Origin of the sequence: Robbsia sp. KACC 23696 (assembly GCF_039852015.1) — a bacterium.
Classification (GTDB): domain Bacteria; phylum Pseudomonadota; class Gammaproteobacteria; order Burkholderiales; family Burkholderiaceae; genus Robbsia.
In genome coordinates, this window is sequence record NZ_CP156626.1 from 1,157,667 (window position 1) to 1,181,839 (window position 24,173).

At 64.2% G+C, this 24,173-nt stretch carries 17 protein-coding genes; 12 read left to right on the forward strand and 5 right to left on the reverse strand.

The window, feature by feature from the left end; genetic code table 11:
- The first annotated feature begins 502 nt into the window (after positions 1–502).
- From apbC to ABEG21_RS04790, 6 genes are all read left to right on the forward strand, one after another.
- On the forward strand, positions 503–1,609 hold the full coding sequence (gene apbC, locus ABEG21_RS04765; RefSeq protein ID WP_347556108.1) for an iron-sulfur cluster carrier protein ApbC: 1,107 nt from the start codon (positions 503–505) through the stop codon (positions 1,607–1,609).
- Between the two features lie 15 nt (positions 1,610–1,624).
- Positions 1,625–2,485, forward strand: a complete 861-nt coding sequence (locus ABEG21_RS04770) for a superoxide dismutase family protein (RefSeq protein ID WP_347556109.1) — start codon at positions 1,625–1,627, stop codon at positions 2,483–2,485.
- Between the two features lie 190 nt (positions 2,486–2,675).
- Positions 2,676–3,245, forward strand: coding sequence for a dCTP deaminase (dcd, locus tag ABEG21_RS04775; protein WP_347556110.1), 570 nt, complete (start codon positions 2,676–2,678; stop codon positions 3,243–3,245).
- Between the two features lie 238 nt (positions 3,246–3,483).
- On the forward strand, positions 3,484–5,751 hold the full coding sequence (locus ABEG21_RS04780) for an arginine/lysine/ornithine decarboxylase (protein ID WP_347556111.1): 2,268 nt from the start codon (positions 3,484–3,486) through the stop codon (positions 5,749–5,751).
- A 338-nt stretch (positions 5,752–6,089) separates the two neighbouring features.
- Positions 6,090–8,831 carry a bifunctional lysylphosphatidylglycerol flippase/synthetase MprF gene (mprF, locus tag ABEG21_RS04785; RefSeq protein ID WP_347556112.1) on the forward strand — a complete coding sequence of 914 codons (2,742 nt, stop codon included), beginning with the start codon at positions 6,090–6,092 and terminating at the stop codon, positions 8,829–8,831.
- A gap of 211 nt (positions 8,832–9,042) precedes the next feature.
- A complete protein-coding gene (locus ABEG21_RS04790; RefSeq protein WP_347556113.1) occupies positions 9,043–10,674 on the forward strand; it encodes an AcvB/VirJ family lysyl-phosphatidylglycerol hydrolase in 1,632 nt (543 codons plus the stop codon).
- Positions 10,675–10,723: 49 nt separating this feature from the next.
- On the opposite strand, the gene argH is transcribed toward ABEG21_RS04790, so the two are convergent.
- Positions 10,724–12,142: an argininosuccinate lyase gene (argH, locus tag ABEG21_RS04795; protein WP_347556114.1), complete on the reverse strand. Its 1,419-nt coding sequence runs from the start codon at positions 12,140–12,142 to the stop codon at positions 10,724–10,726.
- 488 nt (positions 12,143–12,630) lie between these two features.
- Here argH and hemC point away from each other — a divergent pair, with 488 nt between their 5' ends.
- The 4 genes from hemC to ppa all read left to right on the forward strand — a co-directional run bounded on the left by hemC (position 12,631) and on the right by ppa (position 17,905).
- On the forward strand, positions 12,631–13,788 hold the full coding sequence (hemC, locus tag ABEG21_RS04800) for a hydroxymethylbilane synthase (RefSeq protein ID WP_347556115.1): 1,158 nt from the start codon (positions 12,631–12,633) through the stop codon (positions 13,786–13,788).
- Positions 13,785–16,091: a fused uroporphyrinogen-III synthase HemD/membrane protein HemX gene (gene hemDX, locus ABEG21_RS04805; protein ID WP_347556116.1), complete on the forward strand. Its 2,307-nt coding sequence runs from the start codon at positions 13,785–13,787 to the stop codon at positions 16,089–16,091. Before hemC ends, hemDX begins: the two co-directional genes overlap by 4 nt.
- 4 nt (positions 16,092–16,095) lie before the next feature.
- The gene (locus ABEG21_RS04810; protein ID WP_347556117.1) at positions 16,096–17,286 is read left to right on the forward strand and encodes a heme biosynthesis protein HemY; all 1,191 of its coding nucleotides are present in this window, start codon (positions 16,096–16,098) and stop codon (positions 17,284–17,286) included.
- A gap of 88 nt (positions 17,287–17,374) precedes the next feature.
- A complete protein-coding gene (ppa, locus tag ABEG21_RS04815) occupies positions 17,375–17,905 on the forward strand; it encodes an inorganic diphosphatase (RefSeq protein ID WP_347556118.1) in 531 nt (176 codons plus the stop codon).
- 116 nt (positions 17,906–18,021) lie between these two features.
- On the opposite strand, the gene ABEG21_RS04820 is transcribed toward ppa, so the two are convergent.
- Both ABEG21_RS04820 and ABEG21_RS04825 read right to left on the reverse strand, forming a co-directional pair.
- Positions 18,022–18,624, reverse strand: coding sequence for an L-histidine N(alpha)-methyltransferase (locus ABEG21_RS04820; protein ID WP_347556119.1), 603 nt, complete (start codon positions 18,622–18,624; stop codon positions 18,022–18,024).
- 186 nt (positions 18,625–18,810) lie between these two features.
- A complete protein-coding gene (locus ABEG21_RS04825; protein WP_347556120.1) occupies positions 18,811–20,091 on the reverse strand; it encodes a GNAT family N-acetyltransferase in 1,281 nt (426 codons plus the stop codon).
- A 137-nt stretch (positions 20,092–20,228) separates the two neighbouring features.
- Between ABEG21_RS04825 and ABEG21_RS04830 the strand changes: the two genes are divergently transcribed.
- Together ABEG21_RS04830 and ABEG21_RS04835 are read left to right on the forward strand one after the other, a co-directional pair.
- Positions 20,229–22,025 (forward strand): NAD+ synthase, encoded by a 1,797-nt coding sequence (locus ABEG21_RS04830; RefSeq protein WP_347556121.1) that lies wholly within the window; start codon positions 20,229–20,231, stop codon positions 22,023–22,025.
- Between the two features lie 37 nt (positions 22,026–22,062).
- On the forward strand, positions 22,063–22,401 hold the full coding sequence (locus ABEG21_RS04835) for a P-II family nitrogen regulator (protein ID WP_347556122.1): 339 nt from the start codon (positions 22,063–22,065) through the stop codon (positions 22,399–22,401).
- Positions 22,402–22,465: 64 nt separating this feature from the next.
- Here the strand turns inward: ABEG21_RS04835 and ABEG21_RS04840 are convergent, their stop codons facing one another.
- Both ABEG21_RS04840 and trxB read right to left on the reverse strand, forming a co-directional pair.
- The gene (locus ABEG21_RS04840) at positions 22,466–23,143 is read right to left on the reverse strand and encodes a Smr/MutS family protein (RefSeq protein WP_347556123.1); all 678 of its coding nucleotides are present in this window, start codon (positions 23,141–23,143) and stop codon (positions 22,466–22,468) included.
- An 11-nt stretch (positions 23,144–23,154) separates the two neighbouring features.
- Positions 23,155–24,132, reverse strand: a complete 978-nt coding sequence (gene trxB / locus ABEG21_RS04845) for a thioredoxin-disulfide reductase (protein WP_347556124.1) — start codon at positions 24,130–24,132, stop codon at positions 23,155–23,157.
- Positions 24,133–24,173: the final 41 nt, after the last annotated feature.

Genomic DNA, 24,173 nt, shown 5'->3' on the forward strand with positions numbered 1-24,173 from the left:
CACAGCAGGCCGATGGCCGGCAGCGCGGCCAGGCGCGAGGCGCCGCGCGCCGGAGCGCGCTGGAATCCGATCGCGTCGTGGTGGGCGGAAGGCGCGACCGGCGACATCGTGAGGCCGGCGTGCTGACGGGCGGTAAGACGTTTGCTGTTCATCTGGAACTCCTCTTTCTGACGCGAGTGCGATACTGCCAAGCGGGTTTGAGGCAGTGGCGGCTCGGGCCGCCACCGCTGGACATCACGAAAATCGTCGGATCGGCTGTAATCGGCCGTAAGCCCGACCGATCAAGAAAGCCGGCTCGCCTTACAATGGCGCGATCAGCCACACTCGGCAGACATCGGCGGGCGCAGGCGGACGGCATGACGTGTTGCACCGCACTCGAGCGAGCCGCTTGATCGCGCAATCGTATTTATCGTAGCAGCAGGATGCCGTTAGGCGCTTGTTGAAGCAACCGATGTAACAGTGCCTTGCAAAATGTCCGATGCAAGGAGGAAGGAGAGTCAGGATGGTGAGTCAACAAAGCATCGAAGCCGCGGTGGCGGCGGTCGTCGACCCGCATACGGGCGGAACGCTCGGCGCGGCCAAGGCGGTCCATGACGTTCGCGTCGAGGGCGGTCGGATTTCGGTCGGAATCACCGTCGGTTATCCGTCGGTGTCGGCGGCGCCGGCCCTGCGGGCGGTCGTGTCCGACGCGGTGAGCGCCGTCGTGGCGGCGGCCGGCGGCGTCGTTTCCGAGCAGGTCGTGCAGATCGACGTCGACCACAAAATCGTCGCGCATACGGTGCAGCGCGGGGTGAAGCTGCTGCCCAACGTGAAGAACATCATCGCGGTCGCATCGGGCAAGGGCGGGGTGGGCAAGAGCACGACCGCTGCCAATATCGCGCTTGCGCTGGCTGCCGACGGTGCCAACGTCGGCGTGCTGGATGCCGATATCTACGGCCCCTCGCAGCCGCTGTTGCTGGGTATCAGCGGCCAGCCCGAGACGATCGACGGCAAATCGATGGAGCCGATGGTCGGCCATGGTTTGCAAGTCAATTCCATCGGTTTTCTGGTGGCGCAGGACAATCCGATGGTCTGGCGCGGGCCGATGGTGTCGTCGGCGCTCGATCAGTTATTGAATCAGACGAACTGGAAGGATCTGGACTATCTGATCGTCGATATGCCCCCCGGGACCGGCGACATTCAGCTGACGCTCGCGCAGAAGGTGCCGGTCACCGGGGCCGTGATCGTGACCACGCCGCAGGATCTGGCTTTGCTCGACGCCCGCAAGGGGTTGAAGATGTTCGAGAAAGTCGGCATTCCGATTCTTGGCATCGTGGAGAATATGAGCATTCATGTATGCTCGAATTGCGGTCATGCCGAGCCCATCTTCGGCACGGGCGGCGCAGCAAAGATGTGCGGGGACTATGATGTTGATTTCCTCGGCGCATTGCCGCTGGACATGGCGATTCGGGAGCAGGCCGATGCCGGCACGCCGACGGTGGTCGCCGCGCCGGAGGGGACAATCGCCGCGGCCTATCGGGATATCGCCCGTCGTATCGCGGTTTCGGTGGCAGGTAAGCATCGCGACATGTCCGCGAAATTCCCGACCATCGTCGTACAGAACACCTAGGCGCAGGGAGGATAGATGACCGCATGTAAGCAAGCGATCCGTGGCGAGGCGCAGCCCGAAGAACGGCTGGTCATGGCTCCGTTTGCGCTGTCGCTCGCACCGGTAATCGAACCGCGGCCATGGTGGCGTCATGCGCGCGCGGCGTGCATCGTCGGGATGGTCAGCGCCGCGCTGGGCGGCTGCGCCGTGTTCGGCTCTCATCCGATCCGCGCCGACGCCACGCTGCGTGCGACGCTGGGGCATACCGCGCATGGCACCGTCGCCCTGACGCAGCGCCCCGAGGGCGTCCAGGTGACCTACGATATCGTCGGGCTCGCGCCGAACACCGCGCACGCCTTCGCCTTGCATCAGGGCGGCGATTGCGGTGGCACCGAGGCGAGTCATGCCGGGCCGCGCCTGGAGCTTGCCGATATCGTGCCGCCGGGCACGGCGTTGTCGGCGCAGCGGGACAGCAGCGTGCCCGATCTGACGCCGGGCGCGTCTGCCGCCAGTGCGCATGACGATGCCTTGACGCGGATCTGGGCCGATGCAACCGGCAGCGCGGTCGGTTTCTTCGTGTTGCCGGGAATGTCGCTCGACGGCTTGCGCTCGATCGTCGGCCGGACGTTGGTGGTGCATACCGGCTTTGTCGACCGGGCGGCCCTTGCCGCGGCGCAATCGGCGTCCTCCGCCAAGCAGGCAGCCGATCGAAGCGCTGCGTCCGCGTCCGCGGCGCACCCGGCCAAACCATCGGCTAAGGGCCGGGGCAAGGCGCCGCGACGCGTCGAGGTGCCGGGCGATACGCCCGAGAGCGTCCATCTGCGCTGGCCGCTTCCCCCGGTGACGGCGGCCGATCCGGCGGGCGAGGCGCTGGCCTGCGGCATCGTGCATCGCTGATCGCACACGTGCGGGGAAGCGACAGGGCCGCCTGGCGAATGCGGCAATGCGGCCCCTGCGGCGCAAGCACCGTTTGCGCGGCGCGCCAATCAAGTAGAATGCCGGTTTTGCCGGACCGCTTTCGCCGCCCCGCTTTTTACCGAACCCCCGCGCGGCGCGCCCGCGCGCTAGCTGAAGACGCCTGCCCGAGATGACGATTAAATCCGATAACTGGATCCGCCGTATGGCGGAGGCCACCAATATGATCGAGCCGTTCGAGCCTGATCAGGTCCGGGTGGGTGAGAACGGCCAGAAGGTGGTCAGCTACGGAACATCGAGCTATGGCTACGATATCCGTTGCGCCGACGAATTCAAGATTTTCACCAATATCAACTCGACGATCGTCGATCCGAAGAACTTCGATGAAAAATCATTCGTCGACTTCAAGGGCGATGTCTGCATCATCCCGCCTAATTCGTTTGCACTGGCGCGGACCGTCGAGTATTTCCGGATTCCGCGTAATGTGTTGACGGTCTGCCTCGGCAAATCGACGTATGCGCGCTGCGGCATCATCGTCAATGTGACGCCGTTCGAGCCGGAATGGGAGGGCTATGTGACCCTCGAATTCTCGAACACGACGCCATTGCCTGCCAAGATCTACGCCAATGAAGGCGTGGCGCAGGTCCTGTTCTTCGAAAGCGACGAAGTCTGCCAGACCTCGTATCGCGACCGAGGCGGGAAGTACCAGTCGCAGGTCGGCGTGACGCTGCCGAAGACCTGAGCGACGGGGCGGTCGACGCTCTCATTGGCGCGATCTTCCTGCGTCGATGGGGGCAATCGGTCCGCGTTGGGATTTTTCGCACAGGCTTCACATTGTTCGGCCAGGCTTGGCGGTCCGCGTGCTACGTGACGCGGCGCTTGCCTATTCCGATCAACACACCGCTACGCTTTTTTTGACGCGTTTTCGTCCATCCGAGCGTGCTTCCATCGCATTCGGCGCTTTCGACGGAGTTCTCCGCATGAAATTTCGCTTTCCCGTTGTCATTATCGACGAGGATTTTCGTTCCGAGAACATCTCGGGTTCCGGCATCCGTTCCTTGGCGGAAGCCATTGAGAAAGAAGGCATGGAGGTGCTCGGCCTGACCAGCTATGGCGACCTGACCTCGTTCGCCCAGCAGGCCAGCCGCGCGTCCTGTTTCATTCTGTCGATCGACGACGACGAGTTCGGCCTCGTCGACGACAACGAGTCCGGCGAGCTGGCGCACGCGATCGTCGCGTTGCGCGCCTTCGTCGATGCCGTGCGTCGTCGCAACGCCGACCTGCCGATCTTCCTGTATGGCGAAACGCGCACGTCGCGGCACATCCCGAACGATGTGCTGCGCGAATTGCACGGCTTCATCCATATGTTCGAGGACACGCCGGAGTTCGTGGCGCGCCACATCATCCGCGAAGCCAAGACCTATCTGGATTCGCTGGCGCCGCCGTTCTTCCGCGCGCTGACGCATTACGCGGCCGACGGTTCGTATTCGTGGCACTGCCCGGGGCACTCGGGCGGCGTCGCTTTCCTGAAGAGCCCGTTGGGACAGATGTTCCACCAGTTCTTCGGCGAGAACATGCTGCGCGCCGACGTGTGCAATGCCGTGGACGAGCTCGGGCAGTTGCTGGACCACACCGGTCCGGTGGCGCGCTCGGAGCAGAATGCGGCGCGCATCTTCTCGGCGGACCATCTTTTCTTCGTCACCAACGGCACGTCCACGTCGAACAAGATCGTCTGGCACGCCACGGTGGCGCCGGGCGACATCGTGCTGGTCGATCGCAATTGCCATAAATCGATCCTGCATGCGATCACGATGACCGGCGCGATCCCGATCTTCCTGACGCCGACACGGAACCACTACGGCCTGATCGGCCCGATCCCGCTCGACGAATTCCGCCCGGAGAACATCCGCAAGAAGATCGAGGCGAACCCGTTCGCGCGCGAGGCGATGCAGAAGAATCCGTCGATGAAGCCGCGGATCCTGACGATCACGCAGAGCACGTACGACGGTGTCGTCTACAACGTCGAGATGATCAAGGACTTGCTCGGCGATTTGGTCGATACGCTGCATTTCGACGAAGCCTGGCTGCCGCACGCCGAATTCCATAGTTTCTATCAGAACATGCACGCGATGGGCCATGATCGGCCGCGTACGCGCGCGCTGGTGTTCGCGACGCACTCGACGCACAAACTGCTGGCCGGCATTTCGCAGGCATCGCAGATTCTGGTGCAGGATTCGGCGCAATCAACGTTCGACAAGCATCGCTTCAATGAAGCGTATCTGATGCACACGTCGACCAGCCCGAACTACGCGATCATCGCGTCGTGCGATGTGGCGGCGGCGATGATGGAAGCCCCGGGCGGCACGGCACTGGTCGAGGAATCGATCGCCGAAGCGCTCGACTTCCGCCGCGCGATGCGCAAGGTCGGACACGATTACGCCGAAGATTGGTGGTTCTCGGTTTGGGGCCCGGATGCGCTGGCGGAGGAAGGCATCGGCGACCGCGAGGAGTGGATGCTGCGTCCAGGCGACCGCTGGCACGGCTTCGGCGATCTGGCCGCGGGCTTCAACATGCTGGATCCGATCAAGGCGACGATTGTGACGCCGGGCCTCGACATCGACGGGGAGTTCGGCGAAAGCGGCATCCCGGCCGCGATCGTGACCAAGTATCTGGCGGAACACGGCATCATCGTCGAGAAGACCGGCTTGTATTCGTTCTTCATCATGTTCACCATCGGCATCACGAAGGGCCGCTGGAACAGCATGGTCACCGAGTTGCAGCAGTTCAAGGATGACTACGACGCGAACCAACCGCTGTGGCGCGTGCTGCCGGAGTTCGCCGCGCAGTTCCCGCAGTACGAGCGCGTCGGGCTGCGCGATCTGTGCAACCAGATCCACAGCGTCTACCGCGCGAACGATATTGCTCGCGTGACGACGGAGATGTATCTGTCGAACATGGAGCCGGCGATGAAACCGGCCGATGCCTTCGCGAAGCTGGCCCACCGTGAAATCGATCGGGTGCCGATCGACGAGCTCGACGGCCGCGTCACGAGCATCCTGTTGACGCCTTACCCGCCGGGCATTCCCTTGCTGGTGCCGGGCGAGCGCTTCAACAAGATCATCGTCCAGTATCTGAAGTTCGCCCGAGAATTCAACGAGCGCTTCCCGGGCTTCCATACCGATATCCACGGTCTCGTAGGCGAAGTCGTCAATGGTCGCATCGAGTATTTCGTCGACTGCGTGCGCTGACCCGGTTTGTCCATCACTCGCCGACGTCGTTGCGCGTCGGCGTCTCGTATCGCACGCGCGCACTGGGCGGCGTGTGGTTTCTCACCCTCGCGGTCGATATCGCCTGGCGATATCCGGCACGCGGCATGCTCCACGGGTTTGCGTGACATTGCGCAGGGCTGGCATCGGCGTCATCGCACGCCTGTCGTTTTTTCACCGCATCGGCGGCGGGACGTTGGCCCCAAATCTGTGACAAACCTGTAAGACCCTGTGCGAATTCAGTAAGCAGCCGCACCGCATCGACGTTCTTTGAGATACTTGTCTGAGATATTAATCACTGCGCCGGCGCCAGGCGCCGGATGTCACCGCCTGGATCGACAATGAAAGCCCCCGAAGAACTCCCTCCCTCCGCGCGTGCCGCATGGCGCAAGCCATTCGTGCTGGTGCACGGATCGGCCCGGCGGTTTCTAGGGCCCCTCGCGGCGCTGGCGATCTGCGTTGTCCTGTTGTTGGTGTTTCAACATATTCTGCGTCGCGTCGACTATCCGCAAATCGTCCACGAATTACGGGCGCTCAGCTTGAGCGTATGGGGTGCCTCGCTGGCCGCGACGGCACTTAGCTATGTGGCGCTCGTGGCACGCGATTGGGCCGGTTTGCGGTATGTCGGCGCAAAGGTCAGTCGCACCAATTTGTGGATCGGCGCGAGCGTCGGTTCGGCCTTAGGCAATGTGACCGGTTTCGGCGCCTTTACCGGCGGCGCCGTACGCGTGCGCGTCTATGGCGCGGATGGCGTGCAGCCGGCGCAGGTGGGCCGGCTTACCGCGTTCACCAGCGTGACGCTGGCCTTGACGCTGGCCTTGATGACCGGCGCCGGCATGCTGTTCTGCGCCACCGCACTTGCCCCGATGTTCCGCGCGCCCGCCTGGGTGTTGCGTGTGATCGGCGCGCTGATCGTGCTTGCCTTCGTCGCCCTGTTTGCAAGCTGCGGCAAGGAAGCGCGTGCCGTGCAGTTGGGCAGCAAGCCGCGTCGCGCGAACAGCATCGAACTGGTGGGGGAGCCCATCGAGATCGTCCCGGGTTTCGACGGCAGCGGCGCGCCTGCGGTGGCCTCGCCCGCACCGGCTCTGCCGCGCTGGAAGCGCTGGTTCAATGCGCTCGGTCTGACGGTGCCCGCACGACGCGTGCTGGCGGCGGAGATGGTGTTTTCGATTGCCGATGTCGTGACGGCGGGGATCGCGCTCTGGGTCATCCTGCCGCACACGACGGGCGTCAGTTTCGTCGACTTCGTCGCGATCTATTCGGCTGCGCTGCTGCTCGGCATGATCGGTCATACGCCGGGCGGTCTGGGCGTATTCGAAGCCGCCATGGCGTTCGCGCTCGGACGCGACGTACCGCTGTCGTCGATCGTCGGCGCCTTGCTGGCCTACCGCGTCATCTATTTCGTGCTGCCGCTGGTGGCATCGGCGGCCGCGTTGGCGATTTTCGAAGGGCGTTTGCTGAAATCGAAGCTGGCGTCGGAAAGAATCAGCTGGCTGGTGCCGGTGTTTCTCAGCACGCTGACGTTCGCGGTCGGCAGCATGCTGGTGCTGTCGGGGGCGGTGCCGGCCTACAAGACGCGCCTGGTGGTGCTGCAAAACTGGCTGCCGCTCTGGGTGCTCGAAAGCTCGCAAGTGCTGGCCAGTTTGTTCGGTGTTTTACTGCTCTTCGTCGCGCGTGGCTTGATGCGGCGCCTCGATGCGGCCTGGTGGCTGGCGACGATTCTGGTCGCGGTCAACCTGGCCTTGACGGTAACGAAGGGCCTCGCGTTCTTCGAGGCCGGTGTGTTGTTGATCATCCTGGCGTTGCTGCTGCTGTCCCGGCGTCAGTTCAATCGTTCGTCGTCGCTGTTCGCCGAGCGCTTTACCTTTGCCTGGATGGTCTCGGTCGGCATCGTCGTCGCCTTGTCGGTCTGGCTGATGTTCTATGCGTTCCGCAACGTGCCCTATAGCGGCGATTTGTGGTCCGCATTCGCGTTCGACGACCGCGCGCCGCGTGCGCTGCGGACGGTGCTAGGTGCCGTGCTGCTGGCGGCGGCGATCTCGGTATGGCAATTGTTGCGGCCTGCGCGCGGACGCTTTGTCGTGCCGCCGGAGTCCGATATCGCCGATGCCGGGCGCATCGTTCGCGCACAGCCGCGCAGCGATGCCGGTCTCGCCATGATGGGCGACAAGAGTTTCCTGTTCTCGACGTCGCGCCGATCCTTCCTGATGTATGCGAAGCGGGGCCGTACCTGGGCCGCCTTGCACGATCCGGTGGGCGCACGCGATGAATGGGCCGGCCTGATCCGGGAATTCGTCACACTCGCGCACGCGCATGGCGGCCGCGCGGCGTTTTATCAGGTCCGTGCCGAGGCGCTGCCGCTGTATCTGGATGCGGGTCTGACGCTGGTCAAACTGGGCGAAGAGGCGCAAATCGATTTGCATGCCTTCGAGATGACCGGGCCGCAGCGTGCCAATCTGCGCTATGCGATGAAGCGCGGCGAGCGCGATGGGCTGACGTTCGAAGTGGTCGATAAATCGGCGGTTGCACCGTACGTTCCGACGCTACGACGCATCTCCGACGCCTGGCTCGATAGTCGCTCGGCAAAAGAGAAGAGCTTCTCGGTCGCGGCTTTTACCGCCGACTATCTGGCATCGCAAAGCGTCATCGTCATCTCGCAGAACGGCCTGCCGGTGGCTTTCAGCACTTTCATGACGACTGATTTGAATGAAGAGGCGACCATCGGCGTGATGCGTCACTTGAACGAGGCATCGCCTTACACGATGGAATTCCTCTTCACGTCGCTGGCGCTGCACCTCAAGAAAGCCGGTCTGCGCAAACTCAGCCTGGGCATGTCGCCGTTGTCCGGATTGACGCCGAGCCCGTTGGCGTCGCCGTGGTTCCGTCTGGGTGCGCTGACTTGGCGCTTTGGCGGCCGCTTCTATAACTTCCGCGGCTTGCGCGCGTTCAAGAACAAGTTCACGCCGAATTGGGAGCCGCGTTACCTGGCGGCATCGGGCTCGGTCGGCGTGTTGCTGACGCTGGCGGACCTGTCGCTTCTGGCGGGCGGCTGGCGCTCCTGATGGCCGGCGCGATGGTGCGGCAACGCGCAGCAGGGTGATGACCGATGTCAACCGTTGTGCATCGAATCGCGTTTCGACTGCACGACGGCGGGTCTTTGGCGCGGCGATCGGTGCGATACGGTAAGACACAGGCATCACACACGCATCACACAGGCAGGATCAGGTCGACGACGGTTGTCGACATCAATTTCAGCGGGAAAGAGGGTCGAGCATGAGCGGGGCAGAAAGTGGGCGCATGGCGCTGCAACAAGCGGAGCATGTGACACAGGCAGGGCGGGCCGACAAGGCGGGCATGACATTCGCACAGACAGCGGCCGGTGTGGCGACGGAAACGTCGGGCCGGCCAGACAAACGGACCAAGCCGGTGATGCGTGCGATGGGACGTGCATTGTTGTCCACGCTGCTTGGCTTGGCGGCTTTGTCGGCACCCACCGCATTCGCGGCCGGTGGCCATGGCGGAAACGGCGGTCATGGTGGTCATGGTGGTCACGGCGGTCCGTCGGGCGCCACCCAGGCGAAAGCGGCAACGGCGCCCGCTGCGGTTCCGGCGCCGCCGCAACCGGCGGCCACCGGCGAGAAGACGATCTCCGGCGGATTGTTGGGCGATGTCACTTACTATGCCCCGGTCGGCCCGTTGCGCGGCTTTGTCTTGCTGTATTCGAGCAAGAGCGGGTGGCAGGGTGCGGATCGTGACGCGGCGCAGGCCTTGGCGAAGAATGGCGCCATGGTCGTCGGCGTCGATACGTCACGGTACGCCGCGCGTCTCGCACGGGAGAAAGAAGACCCGAGCGGCTGCCACTATCTGGTGGGCGATGCCGAAGCGGTCAGTCACCAATTGCAGCGCGAAGCGCATTCCTCGCGCTACTTCCTGCCGATCCTGGCCGGCAATGGTCAAGGTGCGCTGGTCGCGGAGCGGGCGCTCGGTCGCGCGCCGTCCAACACGCTGGCGGGGGCCATCGTCGTCGATCCCGACGCCACGCTGGACCCACGTTTCGCGCCGTGCAAGAACGATGAGATGAAAGAGGGTGCCGGCCCCAGCGGCTTCCTGAGCGCGGCTTCCACCGGCGGCGAGAGCGTGATGCCGGCGATCTCGACCGGTGGCCGTCCGCTCGTGACGAAGTACTTCCCGAAGGGCACGCCCGACGCGGATGTCATGACCACGCTCGTGACGCCGCATCTGGCGCAGACGGGCACGCCGCCCAAAGACGACGTCTCCGACTTGCCGCTGGTCGCGATGCCTGCGGCCCAACCGAGCGATATGCTGGCCATCGTGATTTCAGGCGACGGCGGTTGGCGCGATCTGGACAAATCGGTGGCCGAGGCGATGCAGAAGCGCGGCGTCAATGTCGTGGGGGTGGATGCGTTGCGCTACTTCTGGAGTGAGCACACGCCCGAGCAGACGGCGCGTGACCTTGCCCGGATCATCGAAGTGTATGGACGTCGCTGGCACACCGAGCATGTGGCCTTGATCGGCTATTCCTTCGGTGCGGACGTGATGCCCTTCGTCTACAATCGCCTGCCGCTGGAAGACAAGGTTCAGGTGTCTTTGATCACGCTGATGGGTTTTTCGCCGAAGGCGGACTTCCAGATTCGCGTGACCGGCTGGCTGGGTATGCAGGCCAGCAGCGCGGCCTTGTCCACGCTGCCCGAAGCCGCCAAGATTCCGGTGCCGCTGCTGCAATGCTTCTACGGCGTGGAAGAGGATGACACCGCTTGCCCGGAACTGGCCAAGCGTGGCGTCAATATCGTCAAGATGGACGGCGGCCACCATTTCGGCGGCAGTTACGACGATCTTGCGCAGACCATTCTGAACCGCTGGAAAGCGCAGACCGGCACGAAGTAAGCAACCTGCCGACGGCCGCGCTCTGCGAGGCGGCCGTCGGCGCGGTGATTCAGCCTGCGGCGTTCAACGCCGCCCGCGCCTTTTCGGCGGCGGCCTTCACTTGTTCCGGCGCCGTGCCGCCCGGGTGGTTTCGCGCCGACACTGAGCCTTCCAGCGTCAGGTAGTCCGGCACGTCGTCGCCGAGCAGATGCGCGACGGCCGGCAATTCCGTGCGCCATTCCGCTACCGACAGATCGCCCAGATCACAGCCGCGGTCCACGCAGATCCGCACCGCGTGCGCGACGGCTTCGTGCGCGTCGCGGAAGGGCAGGCCCCGCTTTACGAGGTAGTCGGCCAGATCGGTGGCCGTCGAGAAGCCTTGTGCCGCGGCATGACGCATCGCGTCGGCCTTGACGGTGATGCCGGCCGCCATTTCGGCAAAGATACGCAGCGTATCGGCGACGGTGTCCACCGTGTCGAACAGCGGTTCCTTGTCTTCCTGATTGTCCTTGTTGTAGGCCAGCGGCTGGCCCTTCATCAACGTCAACAGACCCATCAGATGCCCGGTGACGCGGCCGGTCTTGCCGCGTGCCAGTTCCGGCACGTCCGGATTCTTCTTTTGCGGCATGATCGACGAGCCAGTGCAGAAGCGGTCGGCGATATCGATAAAACCGATACGGGGGCTGATCCACAGCACCAATTCTTCCGAGAAACGCGAGACGTGCGTCATCACCAATGCCGCGGCCGCGGTGAATTCGATCGCGAAGTCACGGTCCGACACGGCGTCCAGCGAGTTCGCGCAAATGCCGTCGAAACCCAATTGGGCGGCGACGAAGTCGCGATCGATCGGATAGGTCGTCCCGGCCAATGCCGCGGCGCCCAGCGGCAGGCGATTGACGCGCTTGCGGCAATCGCGCATCCGTTCGGTGTCGCGCGTGAACATTTCGACGTAGGCCAGCAGGTGATGCCCGAACGTCACCGGTTGCGCCACTTGAAGGTGGGTGAAGCCCGGCATGATCGTGCCCGCATGTTGCGCGGCCAGATCGATCAAGGCGCCACGCAACGTGAGCAGCAGTTCGACGATCGTATCGATCTCGCCGCGCAGCCACAGCCGGATATCGGTGGCGACCTGGTCGTTGCGCGAACGGCCGGTGTGCAGGCGCTTGCCGGCATCACCGATCAAGGCCACCAGACGGGCCTCGATGTTCAGATGCACGTCTTCCAGGTCCAATTGCCAGGTGAATTCGCCGCGTTCGATTTCGCCACGAATCTGCGCCATTCCGCGCTCGATCGCGGCCAGGTCTTCCTGGCCGATGATCTGCTGTCTTGCCAGCATCGTGGCGTGCGCGATCGAGCCGGCGATGTCGACCAGCGCGAGGCGCTTGTCGAAAAAGACCGACGACGTGTAGCGCTTGACCAGATCGGACATCGGTTCGTTGAAGCGCGCGGACCACGCTTCGGCTTTCTTGGCAAATTGGGAGGTGGTCATGGCGATGACGTTGGAGCGGATCGGATACAGCAAAAAGGGCGCGCTGCCGAGACACCGTGCCGCGTCGGCCGGTCTTGCTGGACGATGGCGATGCGGTGCCGGGGGCAGCGAAGCCCGCTATTATAGCAAGCCCGGAGGCTCGGCTCCGCCCCGGTGGGCCGGCGATTCGGTCGCGCGGCCGGCCGTTGCGGCCGTGCTACCATGCAAGGCATTGCGCGATGCTGTCGGGATCGATCCCGGTAGCCCGTGCAGCCGACGCCGATATCGGGTCGCGGTCCTGCCGCGCGACGATTCCCGGCGCGGTTAATAACGCTGAATCCTGCTGTTGATTCCGTCGATCACCCTGTGTTGTTAATCGCCCAGGCGGCAAGGCGGGGACGACGGGCCACTGCGTCCGCACCGCTTGTCCAGGCGTCCTGCATGTCAGGCGACGCGAACGGTGAGGGCACCGGTGCCCGTGCGTCCAGCCGTGCCGGGGCGCCAAGTCGATGAATGTCTCTTCCTCTTTGTTCGGCGATGCATCCGCTCAGCCGCCCTCTAGTCTGATCATCGCGTCGCGCGAAAGCCGTCTCGCGATGTGGCAGGCCGAGAATGTCCAAGCGACGCTCCGGGCCCTTTATCCGCAATGCGACGTACGCATCCTCGGGATGACCACCCGTGGCGATCAGATTCTCGATCGCACGCTGTCCAAAGTGGGCGGCAAGGGTTTGTTCGTCAAGGAGCTGGAAGCCGCGCTTGCCGAAGGGCGTGCCGATCTCGCCGTCCATTGCGTCAAGGACGTGCCGATGCAATTGCCGGACGGTTTTCTGATGACGGTGGTGATGGAGCGCGAGGACCCACGCGACGCGTTGGTGGCGCGTCAGGGCACGACGCTGACGGCATTGGACGATCTGCCGCCGGGCGCGGTGGTGGGCACCTCGAGTTTGCGTCGGGAGTCGATGATCCGCGCGCGCTATCCGCATCTGCAGGTGGCCAGCCTGCGCGGCAATCTGGACACGCGTCTTGGAAAGCTCGATCGCGGCGACTACGCGGCGATCATTCTCGCCGCGGCCGGTCTGAAACGCTTGGGGTTGGCGCACCGGATCAGCGCCTTGCTCGATACCGACGCGTGCTTGCCGGCGGTTGGTCAAGGCGCGCTGTGCATCGAAATCGCCGCGGACCGTCCGGATCTGGCGCGTTGGCTGTCCCCGCTGCACCATGCCGCGACGGCATCGGCGGTACAAGCGGAACGCGTCGTGTCGCGGATGCTGGGCGGCAGTTGCGAGGTTCCGATCGCCGCATTTGCAAGCTGGTCCGACGCAACCGACGAAGCCTCCGGTACCGGCGGTGGTCGTGGCGAGCTGCGCCTGCGCGCGCGCGTGGCGATGCCGGACGGCTCGCATGCACTGCAAGCGCATGGAGAAGGGGCGGCCACCACGCCGGATGCCGCGGAGTCGATTGGCCGCAGAGTGGCCGAGTCATTGATTCAGCAAGGCGCGCTGGAGATTGTCAACGCGCTCGTCTCGCATGGTGGCGATCGCAATCCGTCCGCGCCGCCGGTGTCGAGCGCCGCCTCGGCGTCGTCGATTGCCGCGGGCGATACCGGCAACGGTGCGGGTGGCGGTGCGCCCCGTGCGGACGATGCCGAAACGGGTCGCCCCGTTTGAGTACGGCGCGCCCTTTCGCGGCGATCCTGACGCGTCCGGCGGGGCAATCGGCACCGTTGGCGACGCTGCTGGCGCGGGGCGGCGTCGAGGTGATCGATTTTCCGCTGATCGGCATCGCGCCGACCGACGATGTGGCGTCGCTGCAAGGCGTCCTGGCGACGCTGCAGGCGTCGCCGCGCGCCTATCGTCTGGTGTTCTTCGTCTCGCCGAATGCCGTCGCGCACGCCTTCGCGTATGCGGCGTCGCAGGGTCTCGATCTGGCCGCTGTCTGGCGTGCCGATAATGCTTTGGGGCCCGCGGTCGAAGGCGCCAGCCTGGCGGCCGAGTCGCCATCGCCATCGGCAATCGCTGACGGCGATGCAGAAGCCTATTCGTCGCGCCCTTCGCTCTCATCGCCTTTTAGCGGCGGCACGCTGATCGCCGCGGTCGGGCCCGGGACCTTGCTTGCCCTGGGCGAGCACGGCATCCATCCGGCCAGCCACCGCCTCGTGGCGCCCGAGGGCGCCGATACGGTCGCGGCCGCGATGCGCTCCGGGGATGCGACGCAGGGCAGCGATGCCGTGCGGTTCGATTCGGAAGCCCTCGTTGCCGCTTTGGATACCGTCGTGCCGCGTGCGGCGTGGCAGGACGCGCGTGTCTTGATCGTGCGCGGCGACGGGGGGCGCGAGTGGTTCGCGGACCTGTTGCGGGACGCCGGCGCACGTATCGATATCGCGTGCGCGTATCGGCGCATGCTGCCGAGCCCGGACACCGCGGCGTGGCGCCCGATCGAGGCGGCGATGGACGCGCCACCGGCGCAGGCTGGGGCAGCAGCGTGGGTGCTGGGCAGTTCCGAGGCGGTGCGCAATCTGCGCGCCTTGGCGGGCGCCCGATTTGGCGAGGGCGAACGCCTGCGGGCCTTGCTTCGCATGCCGGTGCTGGCGCCGCATCCGCGAATCGCCGATGCAGCCGAACGCGCGGGTTTTGATACGATATGGCATCCCGGTGCGGGGGATCTGAATCTGGCCCGCACGATTTTCGCGGCCTCCGAACGACTGACAAAACAGCAGAACACCGACGGCATGACAGAAGAGAAGACAGGCAATACGGCTGCCACGGCAGCGGCTTCACCCGGCGCGACGGCCGCTTCCGGTTCGGCGGCGCAAGGCGCGCAGACAAGCGCGTCCAAGCGATTCGGTGCCTCCTATCGGGGGGGCGGTAGCCCTGCGGGCAATGGCGCCGCGCGTCGCGGAACCGTCGGTTTGCTCTGGGTCGTAGTCGTTGTGGCGGTAGCGGGCGCCGCCGGTGGCGGCTGGTGGCTCAACGAGCGATTCAACCATGCGCTGGACGCTGTGCGTGCGCACCAGGCTGCGGGCGATTCGGCGCTGTCCGATGCGCAGCAGAAGAGCGCGCAATCGTTGAGCGCCGCGCAGCAATTGAACGCGCAGTTGACCGCCTTGTCCGGAAAAGTCAGCGACACGCAAACGCAGCAACAGGCCTTGCGGCAGATGTATCAGGATCTGGCGCGCAACCATGATGATTGGGTCATGACGCAGGCGGAGCAAACGCTGTCGAGCGCGAACCAGCAGTTGCAGCTCACCGGCAACGTCCACATGGCGTTATACGCGTTGCAGAACGCCGATAGCGAGCTGTCGACCAGCAGCGCGCCGCAGGTCCTCGATGTGCGCCGCGCGATTGCGTCCGACATCGACAAGCTGAACGCGGTGAAGGTGGTGGACGTACCGGGCCTTGCGTTACGGCTCGACCAAGCGATCGCCAAGGTGGATGGCCTCCCGCTCTCGGGCGACGTCGCGCCGCGCGCGGATGCCGGCGGCACGGCGGCCTCGTCTTCGACGGCGGCGTCGATGCCCGCCGCCTCCGCGTCGGACGCCGCTGCGGACGCTGCGATTGCGCCTTGGTACAAGGGCGGCGTGTTCACTGCGGCGTATTGGCGGGCGGCATGGGCGAAGCTGACGCATCGTGCCGGTGATTCGGCATCGCGGATGGTCACGATCCGGCGTATCGATCGGTCGAGCGCCGACGCGATGCTGATTGCGCCGGACCAGGACGCGTATCTGCGTGAGAATGTCACGTTGCGCCTGCTGTCCGCGCGCCTGTCGCTGCTTGCGCATAACGAGGCGGCGATGCAGTCGGATCTGGCGGCGGCGGACGATGCGCTGGCGAAGTATTTCGACCCGTCGGCGCCAGCGGTCGAGCAGGTCCGCACGACGATCGCCAGCGTACGTGCCGCGGCGCAGCATGTCGATGTTCCCACGATCGACGGCAGCCTGCAGGCCTTGCGTCAGAACAAGTCGCGAGGCTGACACGATGACGCTCAGAGGATTGATCTGGATCGCGGCGCTGTTCGCGATTGCTGTCGGGTTTGCATTGGCGGGTCATGCGCAGCAGGGGCATGTGATTCTGCTGTATCCGCCGTATCGGCTCGATATGACGCTGCACGTGCTGATCGGTGCGATCGTCGCCCTGTTCGTCGTGCTGTATATCGCGATCCGCTTGCTGCGCAGCATTTGGAAAATGCCGGAGCGTTTCGCCGGTTTCCGCTCGCGCTCGCGCACCGCAAAGGCCAATGCGGCATTACGCGATGCGCTCGCGCACTTCCATTCAGGTCGGTTCTCGCGCGCGGAGAAGTCGGCGCGCAGTGCCGCCGCGGTGCGTGACAATGTCGACAGCGCCGGTATGATCGGCGCGCTCGCGGCGCATCGGATGCGGGAGACGGCGCGTCGCGATGCCTGGCTCGACAGTATCAAGGGCAATGCCTGGTGGGATGCGAAACTGCTCGCGCTGGCCGAGATGCAAGAGGACGCGAACGATCCGCAGGCGGCATTGAACTCTCTGAATGCCTTGGAGGCGCAAGGTGCGCGACGGCTACGCGCGCAGCAGTTGGCGTTGCGGGCGCACCAGGATCTGCATCATTGGGACGACGTATTGCGCATCGTCAAGCTGCTGGAGAAGCGCGAAGCGATCGACCCGGCCAGCGCGGCGCAGACCAAGCGCCAGGCGGCCGAGCATGCATTGCGTGAACGTCGGCATGATGCTGTCAAGTTGATGGAAGCCTGGAAGAATCTGCCCACCGATACGCGGCTTGCGCCGCGCGTCGCCGATCTGGCGGCCAGCCTGTTGATCGACCTCGACCGTGCAGACGATGCACGCCGGATCGTCGAGCAAGCGTTGGCGGTGCAGTGGGACGGCAAGCTGGTGCGACGGTACGGCGGCTGCGGCGGCTCGGACCCGCTCCCGGCGATTCAACGTGCCGAGACCTGGCAGGCTGCCCATCCGAACGATCCGGACCTGAGTTTCGCGCTGGGTGCACTGTGCATCCAACAGCGCTTATGGGGCAAGGCGCAATCGTTCCTCGAGACGGCGCTGAAATATGCCGATCATCCGGCCATGACGGTGCGCACGCATCGGCTGCTGGGCGATATGTACGAATCGCTGGGCAATGCCGACGAGGCGGCGCGGCATTATCGGGAAGGCGCTCGCGCGTTTGATTTACACTAATGCCATGACGGCGGCGTGGGGTCTCACGGGCCGCGCCGGCCGCGTTTGAATCCTTTTTGCAAAACCTGAACAACACTGAGAGTGTGCTATGAGTTTCAATGACGTCCCGGCGGGCAAGGATCCGCAGAACAACGACTTCAACGTGATCATCGAGATCCCGGCGCAAAGCGACCCGGTCAAGTACGAAGCCGACAAGGAAACGGGCCTGCTGTTCGTCGATCGTTTCATCGGTACGGGCATGCGTTATCCGGCGAACTACGGGTATATCCCGCAGACGCTGGCCGGCGACGGCGACCCGGTCGATGTGCTGGTGATCACGCCGTTCCCGCTGCTGGCCGGTTCGGTCGTGCGCGCCCGTGCGGTCGGCATGCTGAACATGACGGACGAATCCGGCGTGGACGCGAAGCTGGTTGCGGTGCCGGCGGACAAGATCTGCCCGGCGACGGCGGACATCAAGTCGATCGACGACGTGCCGTCGATGCTGAAGGACCAGATCAAGCACTTCTTCGAGAACTACAAGGCGCTCGAAAAGGGCAAATGGGTCAAGGTCGAAGGCTGGGAAGGTCAGGACAAGGCGCAGAAGGAAATCACCGAAGGCCTGGCTGCGTTCAAGAAGTAAGCGCAGCGGCGGCGCGCGCTTCGGATGCCGACGATGGTGGTCGGATCTGACACGGCGTGCGCTGTCGGGATCGGCACCCTTACCAGGACGGCGACGTTGTCCTGGTAAGGGTGTTTTTATTTGTGCGCGTCTGTCGTGCCGTTGTTTGCCGGGCAGTACAACAGCGTATCCGCGAAGCCGGTCTTGGCGTCGCGCCACTCGGCTTGGAACACGAAGCCCGCGCGTGCTGCCAATGCCGCGATATCGAAATTGCCGCCGAGGGTACGGTTGACGACGTTGAGCGCATTTTTATCGAACGCGGCTTCGATGCCCAGTACGTCGTTGTACTGCGCGATCATCTCGGCCAGGGAACGGATTCCGTCTGCGCCGATTAAGATCGCGTCTCCTGGTCTCATCAGCGCGCGAACCTGGCCGAGGAACGGTTCGATTTCGTGAACGGCGAATTGGCTGATCGAGCTGCCGAGAAAAAGTGCCAGCAGGGGCGCGTCGTTCTGTCTGCTATCTCGTAGTGCTTCCAATCCAGGCAAATAGCTGCCCTCGAATGAGGTGACCTTGACTGCGGTGAGGTCCGACATCGTGAAGGCGCATTGACGTAAGGCGGCAGCGGAAATATCGATTGCAAACAGCGTGGTCGGCATTGAAGCGGCGATTGCTTCCACGATGACACGGGTCTTCAGCCCAGACCCGCAGCCGAGATCGACAACCCAGCATTGCGTCATGTGATCGGGTGAAGGCTTTGATGCAGCAAGCGCGAAAGACGTCTCGCCAGTAGGGTAGGACCGATGCGCTTCAGCCCACTCGATCGATTCAAAAAACGCTAGGCCGACGCGGGGTCGCGCCCGCTCGGCGCGTGCCAGATACGAGACAACGGCTCAACCTACGATCTAAGCGCGTGCCCGCGCATCTCAATCCGCTTTCCGAAACGGATTATGTTCCCGCAGCTCGTCTACATAATTACCAATCCCCGCCGTCTCGCGCGCCAGGAAGTGGGCTACCGCATCCGAGAACGATGGATGCGCGAGCCAATGCGCCGAGCGTGTCACCGTCGGCAGGAAGCCGCGTGCCATTTTGTGTTCGCCCTGCGCGCCGCCCTCGAACACGGCGATGCCTTCGTCGATGCAGAATGACAGCGGCTGATAATAGGCCGTCTCGAAATGCAGGCAGTCGATGTGCTCGATCGCGCCCCAATATCGACCGTATAAGGTGCCGCGCGGCTCCTCGCTTGCCACGTCACCGCCAATCGATTTGTCATACACCAGCAGCGAGCTGGCCACCGGCCGCCCTTCCTTTTCGGCGATCACCAGCAGCAGATTCTCCGGCATCGTCGCGGCGATCGACTCGAAAAACGCCAGATTCAGATACGGCGTCGAATGATGTTCGCGGTAGGTATGCCGATAGCAGCGGTTGAAGAAACGCCAATCCTCGGGCGTCGCGTCCTCGCCGCGAACGCGCCGGAACGTCACGCCGGCTTCGGCGACGCGCCGCCGCTCGGCCTTGATGTTCTTGCGTTTCTTCTGGTTCAGCGTCGCCAGGAAATCGTCGAACGAGGTATAGCCGGCATTGAGCCAATGAAACTGCACGGCGGTGCGCGCCATCATCCCGGCTTCGTCGAGCATATTGGCTTCGTGCTCGGTGGGATAGAGGATGTGCAGCGACGACAGACCGGACTGTTTCGCGAACGCGATCAGCACCTGTGCCAGCGCGAAGCGCGCCGTATCGTCCTCGGCCAACAGGCGTGCGCCGGTCACTGGCGTGAACGGCACCGCACACAGCAGCTTCGGATAATATTCTTGCCCATGCTGCTCGTAGGCATTTGCCCAGGCCCAGTCGAACACGTATTCGCCATAGGAATGCGATTTCAGATACAGCGGCGCGGCCGCGACGAGTCGTTCGTTCGGCCCGGGCGGCGCCTCCGAGGAACTGACCGTGTGTTCGTCGCCGCCCTCGGACGATTCCGAGGCCGTCTCGGCCATGGGAGCGGCGTCGGCGTCCGCGCCATCTCGCCAGAGCGTGATGAAGCGCGGCGCCCAGCCGGTGTCGTCGCTGGCGCAGCCGGTGGCCGTCAGCGCCGACAGGAAGGCGTGTTTCAGGAAGGGCGTCGGCCGCGATTGCCGGGCGAGAAGCTCGTCCCAGGCGGCGGCGTTGATTTCGGCGGGCAGGGCCGCAATGCGCATGCGATAATTCATCGAAATCCGTTCATGATCACAGGACGATCCAGACCGTGCGGCGCGCGAGACGATGATGCGTGTCTGCAAAAAGGACGCCGCGGTACGCATACGATACCGCGCTACACCGCACGGCGCACTGTCAAACGGCCGAAGCCATGCCCATCCGAATCGCGCTTGCGCAAATCAATACGACTGTCGGGGACTTTTCCGGCAATTCAGAGAAAATCGTTGCCGCCGCCCGCGACGCGCACGCTCAGGGCGCGCGCGTGCTGGTGACGCCCGAACTGGCGCTGGCGGGCTATCCGCCGGAAGATCTGCTGCTGCGCCCGGCATTTTTCGCGGCCAGCCAGAAAGCATTGGCGGCGCTGTGCGAGGCACTGCGGCCGTTTGCCGGTCTGCACGTGATCGTCGGCCATCCGTTTCGCCGCAATGCTAGCGCAAACGGCGGCAACGCGTCGGGCACGCCGCATGCGGGACACGGCGAGGCCAGCTATGACCGCCACGACAACCTGAATCGCGCCGCGCACGACGGGCCGCCGAATCTGGCGGCCATTGATCGCAGCCTGCCGCCGCGCGATACGTTCAATGCGGCATCGGTGATCGTCGACGGCGACATCATCGGTACGTATCTGAAGCAGGAACTGCCGAATGGCGAAGTATTCGACGAAAAGCGTTACTTTGCGTCGGATCCCACGCCTTTCGTCTTCGAAGTGGACCGCGTGCGTTTCGGCGTGATCATCTGCGAGGATGCCTGGCACCGCAGCGCCGCCTTGCTGGCGCAGGCGCAAGGCGCCCAGGTCCTGTTGGTCCCGAATGCGTCGCCATACCATCTCGATAAAGGCGACACGCGTGTGCAGATCGTCCGGGATCGGATTCGCGAAAGCGGCCTGCCGGTGGTCTACGTCAATGCGGTCGGCGGCCAGGATGAGCTCGTTTTCGATGGCGGTTCCTTCGTCCTGGATGCCAGCGGGGAACGCGTCGCGCAGCTGCCGCAGTTCGAGGAAAAGCTCGGTCTGATCGATTTCGAGCTCGGAGAGGGCGTGCCGGTGGCGGCACCAGGCGCGACCTTGGCACGTGCCGAGCCGATCGAGGCGCAGGTCTATCGGGCGCTGGTCATGGGCGTGCGCGACTATATCGGCAAGAATGGTTTTCCGGGTGCGATCATCGGTCTGTCGGGCGGTGTGGATTCGGCGCTGGTGCTTGCCGTGGCCTGCGATGCGCTGGGTGCCGATCGGGTCCGTGCCGTGATGATGCCTTCGCGCTACACGGCGGACATCTCGCTGGTGGACGCCAAGGACATGGCCGCGCGCGTGGGCGTGCGCTACGACATCGTTGAGATCGCGCCGATGTTTCAGGCGTTCGAGGGCGCGCTGGCGAGCGAATTCGCCGGCTTGCCGCTGGATGCGACCGAGGAGAATATCCAGGCCCGTATCCGCGGCACGTTGTTGATGGCGCTGTCGAACAAGTTCGGCTCGATCGTCCTGACGACCGGCAATAAGAGCGAAATGGCGGTGGGCTACTGCACCCTCTATGGCGATATGGCCGGCGGCTTTGCCGTGATCAAGGATATCGCGAAGACCCTGGTCTATCGCCTGTGCCATTGGCGCAACGCGAGCGATGCTTTCGGAACCCGCGACATCATTCCGGAGCGCATCCTGACGCGCGCACCGTCGGCGGAATTGCGTGAGAACCAGACCGATCAGGACAGCTTGCCCCCGTATGAGACACTCGATGCGATCATGCGGATGTATATGGAAGAGGATCGGGCGCCGGAGGACATCGTCGCGGCCGGTTACGCCGCCGAGGATGTCAACCGGATCGTGCGCTTGATCAAGATCAACGAATACAAGCGCCGGCAGGCGCCTATCGGCGTCCGAGTGACGCCGCGGGCGTTCGGTCGCGATTGGCGCTATCCGGTGACGTCGCGTTACGTAGATCGCGTGCCTGTTTGACAATACGATATAGACAAATCAAGAACCGGAGGCCGTTATGAAACAAATTACCGCAATCATTAAACCGTTCAAGCTCGATGAAGTTCGTGAGGCACTGGCCGCCGTCGGCGTGACCGGGCTGACGGTGACGGAAGTGAAGGGCTTCGGCCGCCAGAAGGGCCACACGGAGCTGTACCGTGGCGCGGAATACGTGGTGGATTTTCTGCCGAAGAACAAGGTGGAAGTCGTCGTCTCCGACAGTCAGGTCGATGCGGTGCTGGATGCGGTGGTCGCGGCCGCCCGCACGGGGAAGATCGGCGACGGCAAGATTTTCGTCAGCCCGGTCGATCGTGCGATCCGAATCCGGACCGGCGAGCAGGACGAAGACGCGGTCTGAGTGTTGTAAGGTGCGGGCCGGCGCGCGATGCTCCGGCCCTGTTGGTTCGTACGCGTGCGATCGGTCAGCACTGACGCTGGGTCTGCAGCAATACCAGCAAGGCGCCGGCACCGCCGTCGCGTTCCCGCGCCTCCACGAAGGCCATCACCTCGTGCTTCTGGGTCAACCAGCTTCGCACGCGCCCTTTCAGTACCGGCTCGCGGTTGACCGAGCCCAGCCCCTTGCCGTGAATGACGCGAATGCAGCGAATGCCACGCTTCGCGGCATCGCGGATGAATAGCGCCATGGCGTCGCGCGCCTCATCGGTGCGCAACCCGTGCAGATCGATTTGGGCCTGTACGACCCAATGTCCACGCCGCAGCTTGCGGACCACTTCCTGACCCACGCCGGTGCGTTTGAACGACAAACTGTCGTCGATATCGACGAGGACGTCGGGATCGTAGGCGTCGGACAGCGCCTCGCGCATCATTTCCCGCTCGTTCTCGCGCGTCTTCAGCGGCAGGGGTAGCGGACGCGGCATGAAGGGCAGCACGCGCTCGGGCGCATTCAACGGCGCTACGACACCGACCGTACGCCGAAACAGGTCGGCATCGGCCATCGCTTGCGCGGCGCGCTCCGCGGCCGCCAGGCGCGCCTCCTCCCGGGCGACCGTGGCGTCCGATATCGCTTGCCGCAGGCCGGCTAATTCGGCCCACGCGGCGAAGCCGGCGGAAGCATCCGCCTGTTCGGGCTTGCGCGCCATGCTGCCCGCACTTACCAGACCTGCAGACTTTCGGTCGCTTCCGGATCTTCCAGGAAGCGCTGCGCATCCAACGCGGCCATACAGCCTGTTGCCGCGCTGGTGATGGCCTGGCGATAGACATGATCCTGCACGTCGCCGGCGGCAAACACGCCCGGCACGCTGGTCGCCGTTGCGTAGTTGCGGCTGTTCTTGCCGGTGATGATGTAGCCGCCGTGCTCCATCTCGACCTGGCCCGTGAAGAGATCGGTATTCGGCTTGTGGCCGATCGCGACGAACAGGCCATCGACGGTCAGGTCCTTGATCGCGCCGTCCTTGTGCTTGACCTTCAAACCGGTCACGCCCGACGGATCGCCGACGACTTCTTCCAGCGTATGATCGAACAGGATCTCGACCTTGCCTTCGGCCGCCTTCTGCATCAGCCGATCGATCAGGATCGGCTCGGCGCGGAACTTGTCGCGGCGATGGATGACGGTGACCTTGCTGGCGATGCCGCTCAGGTACAACGCTTCCTCGACCGCGGTATTGCCGCCGCCGATCACGGCACAGGGCTTGTTCTTGTAGAAAAAGCCGTCGCAGGTGGCGCAGGCCGACACGCCTTTGCCCATAAAGGCGGTTTCCGATTCGAGACCCAGATACTGCGCCGACGCGCCGGTTGCCAGAATCAACGCATCGGCCGTGTATTCACCGGCATCGCCGATCAGGCGGAACGGGCGTTCGTTCAGCTTCGCCGTGTGGATGTGGTCGAAGACGATTTCGGTGTTGAAGCGCTCGGCGTGCTCCAGGAAACGCTGCATCAGTTCCGGCCCTTGCACGCCGCTGGGGTCCGCCGGCCAATTTTCGACATCGGTCGTCGTCATCAACTGACCGCCTTGGGCCATGCCGGTGATCAACAGCGGGGACAAATTCGCCCGTGCCGCGTAGACGGCGGCCGTATAGCCGGCCGGTCCGGAACCGAGGATCAGGACTTTTGCGTGTTTCGTGTCGGACATGACAGTGATTCCTATTGAGTGCCGTTGCCACAGATATCGGT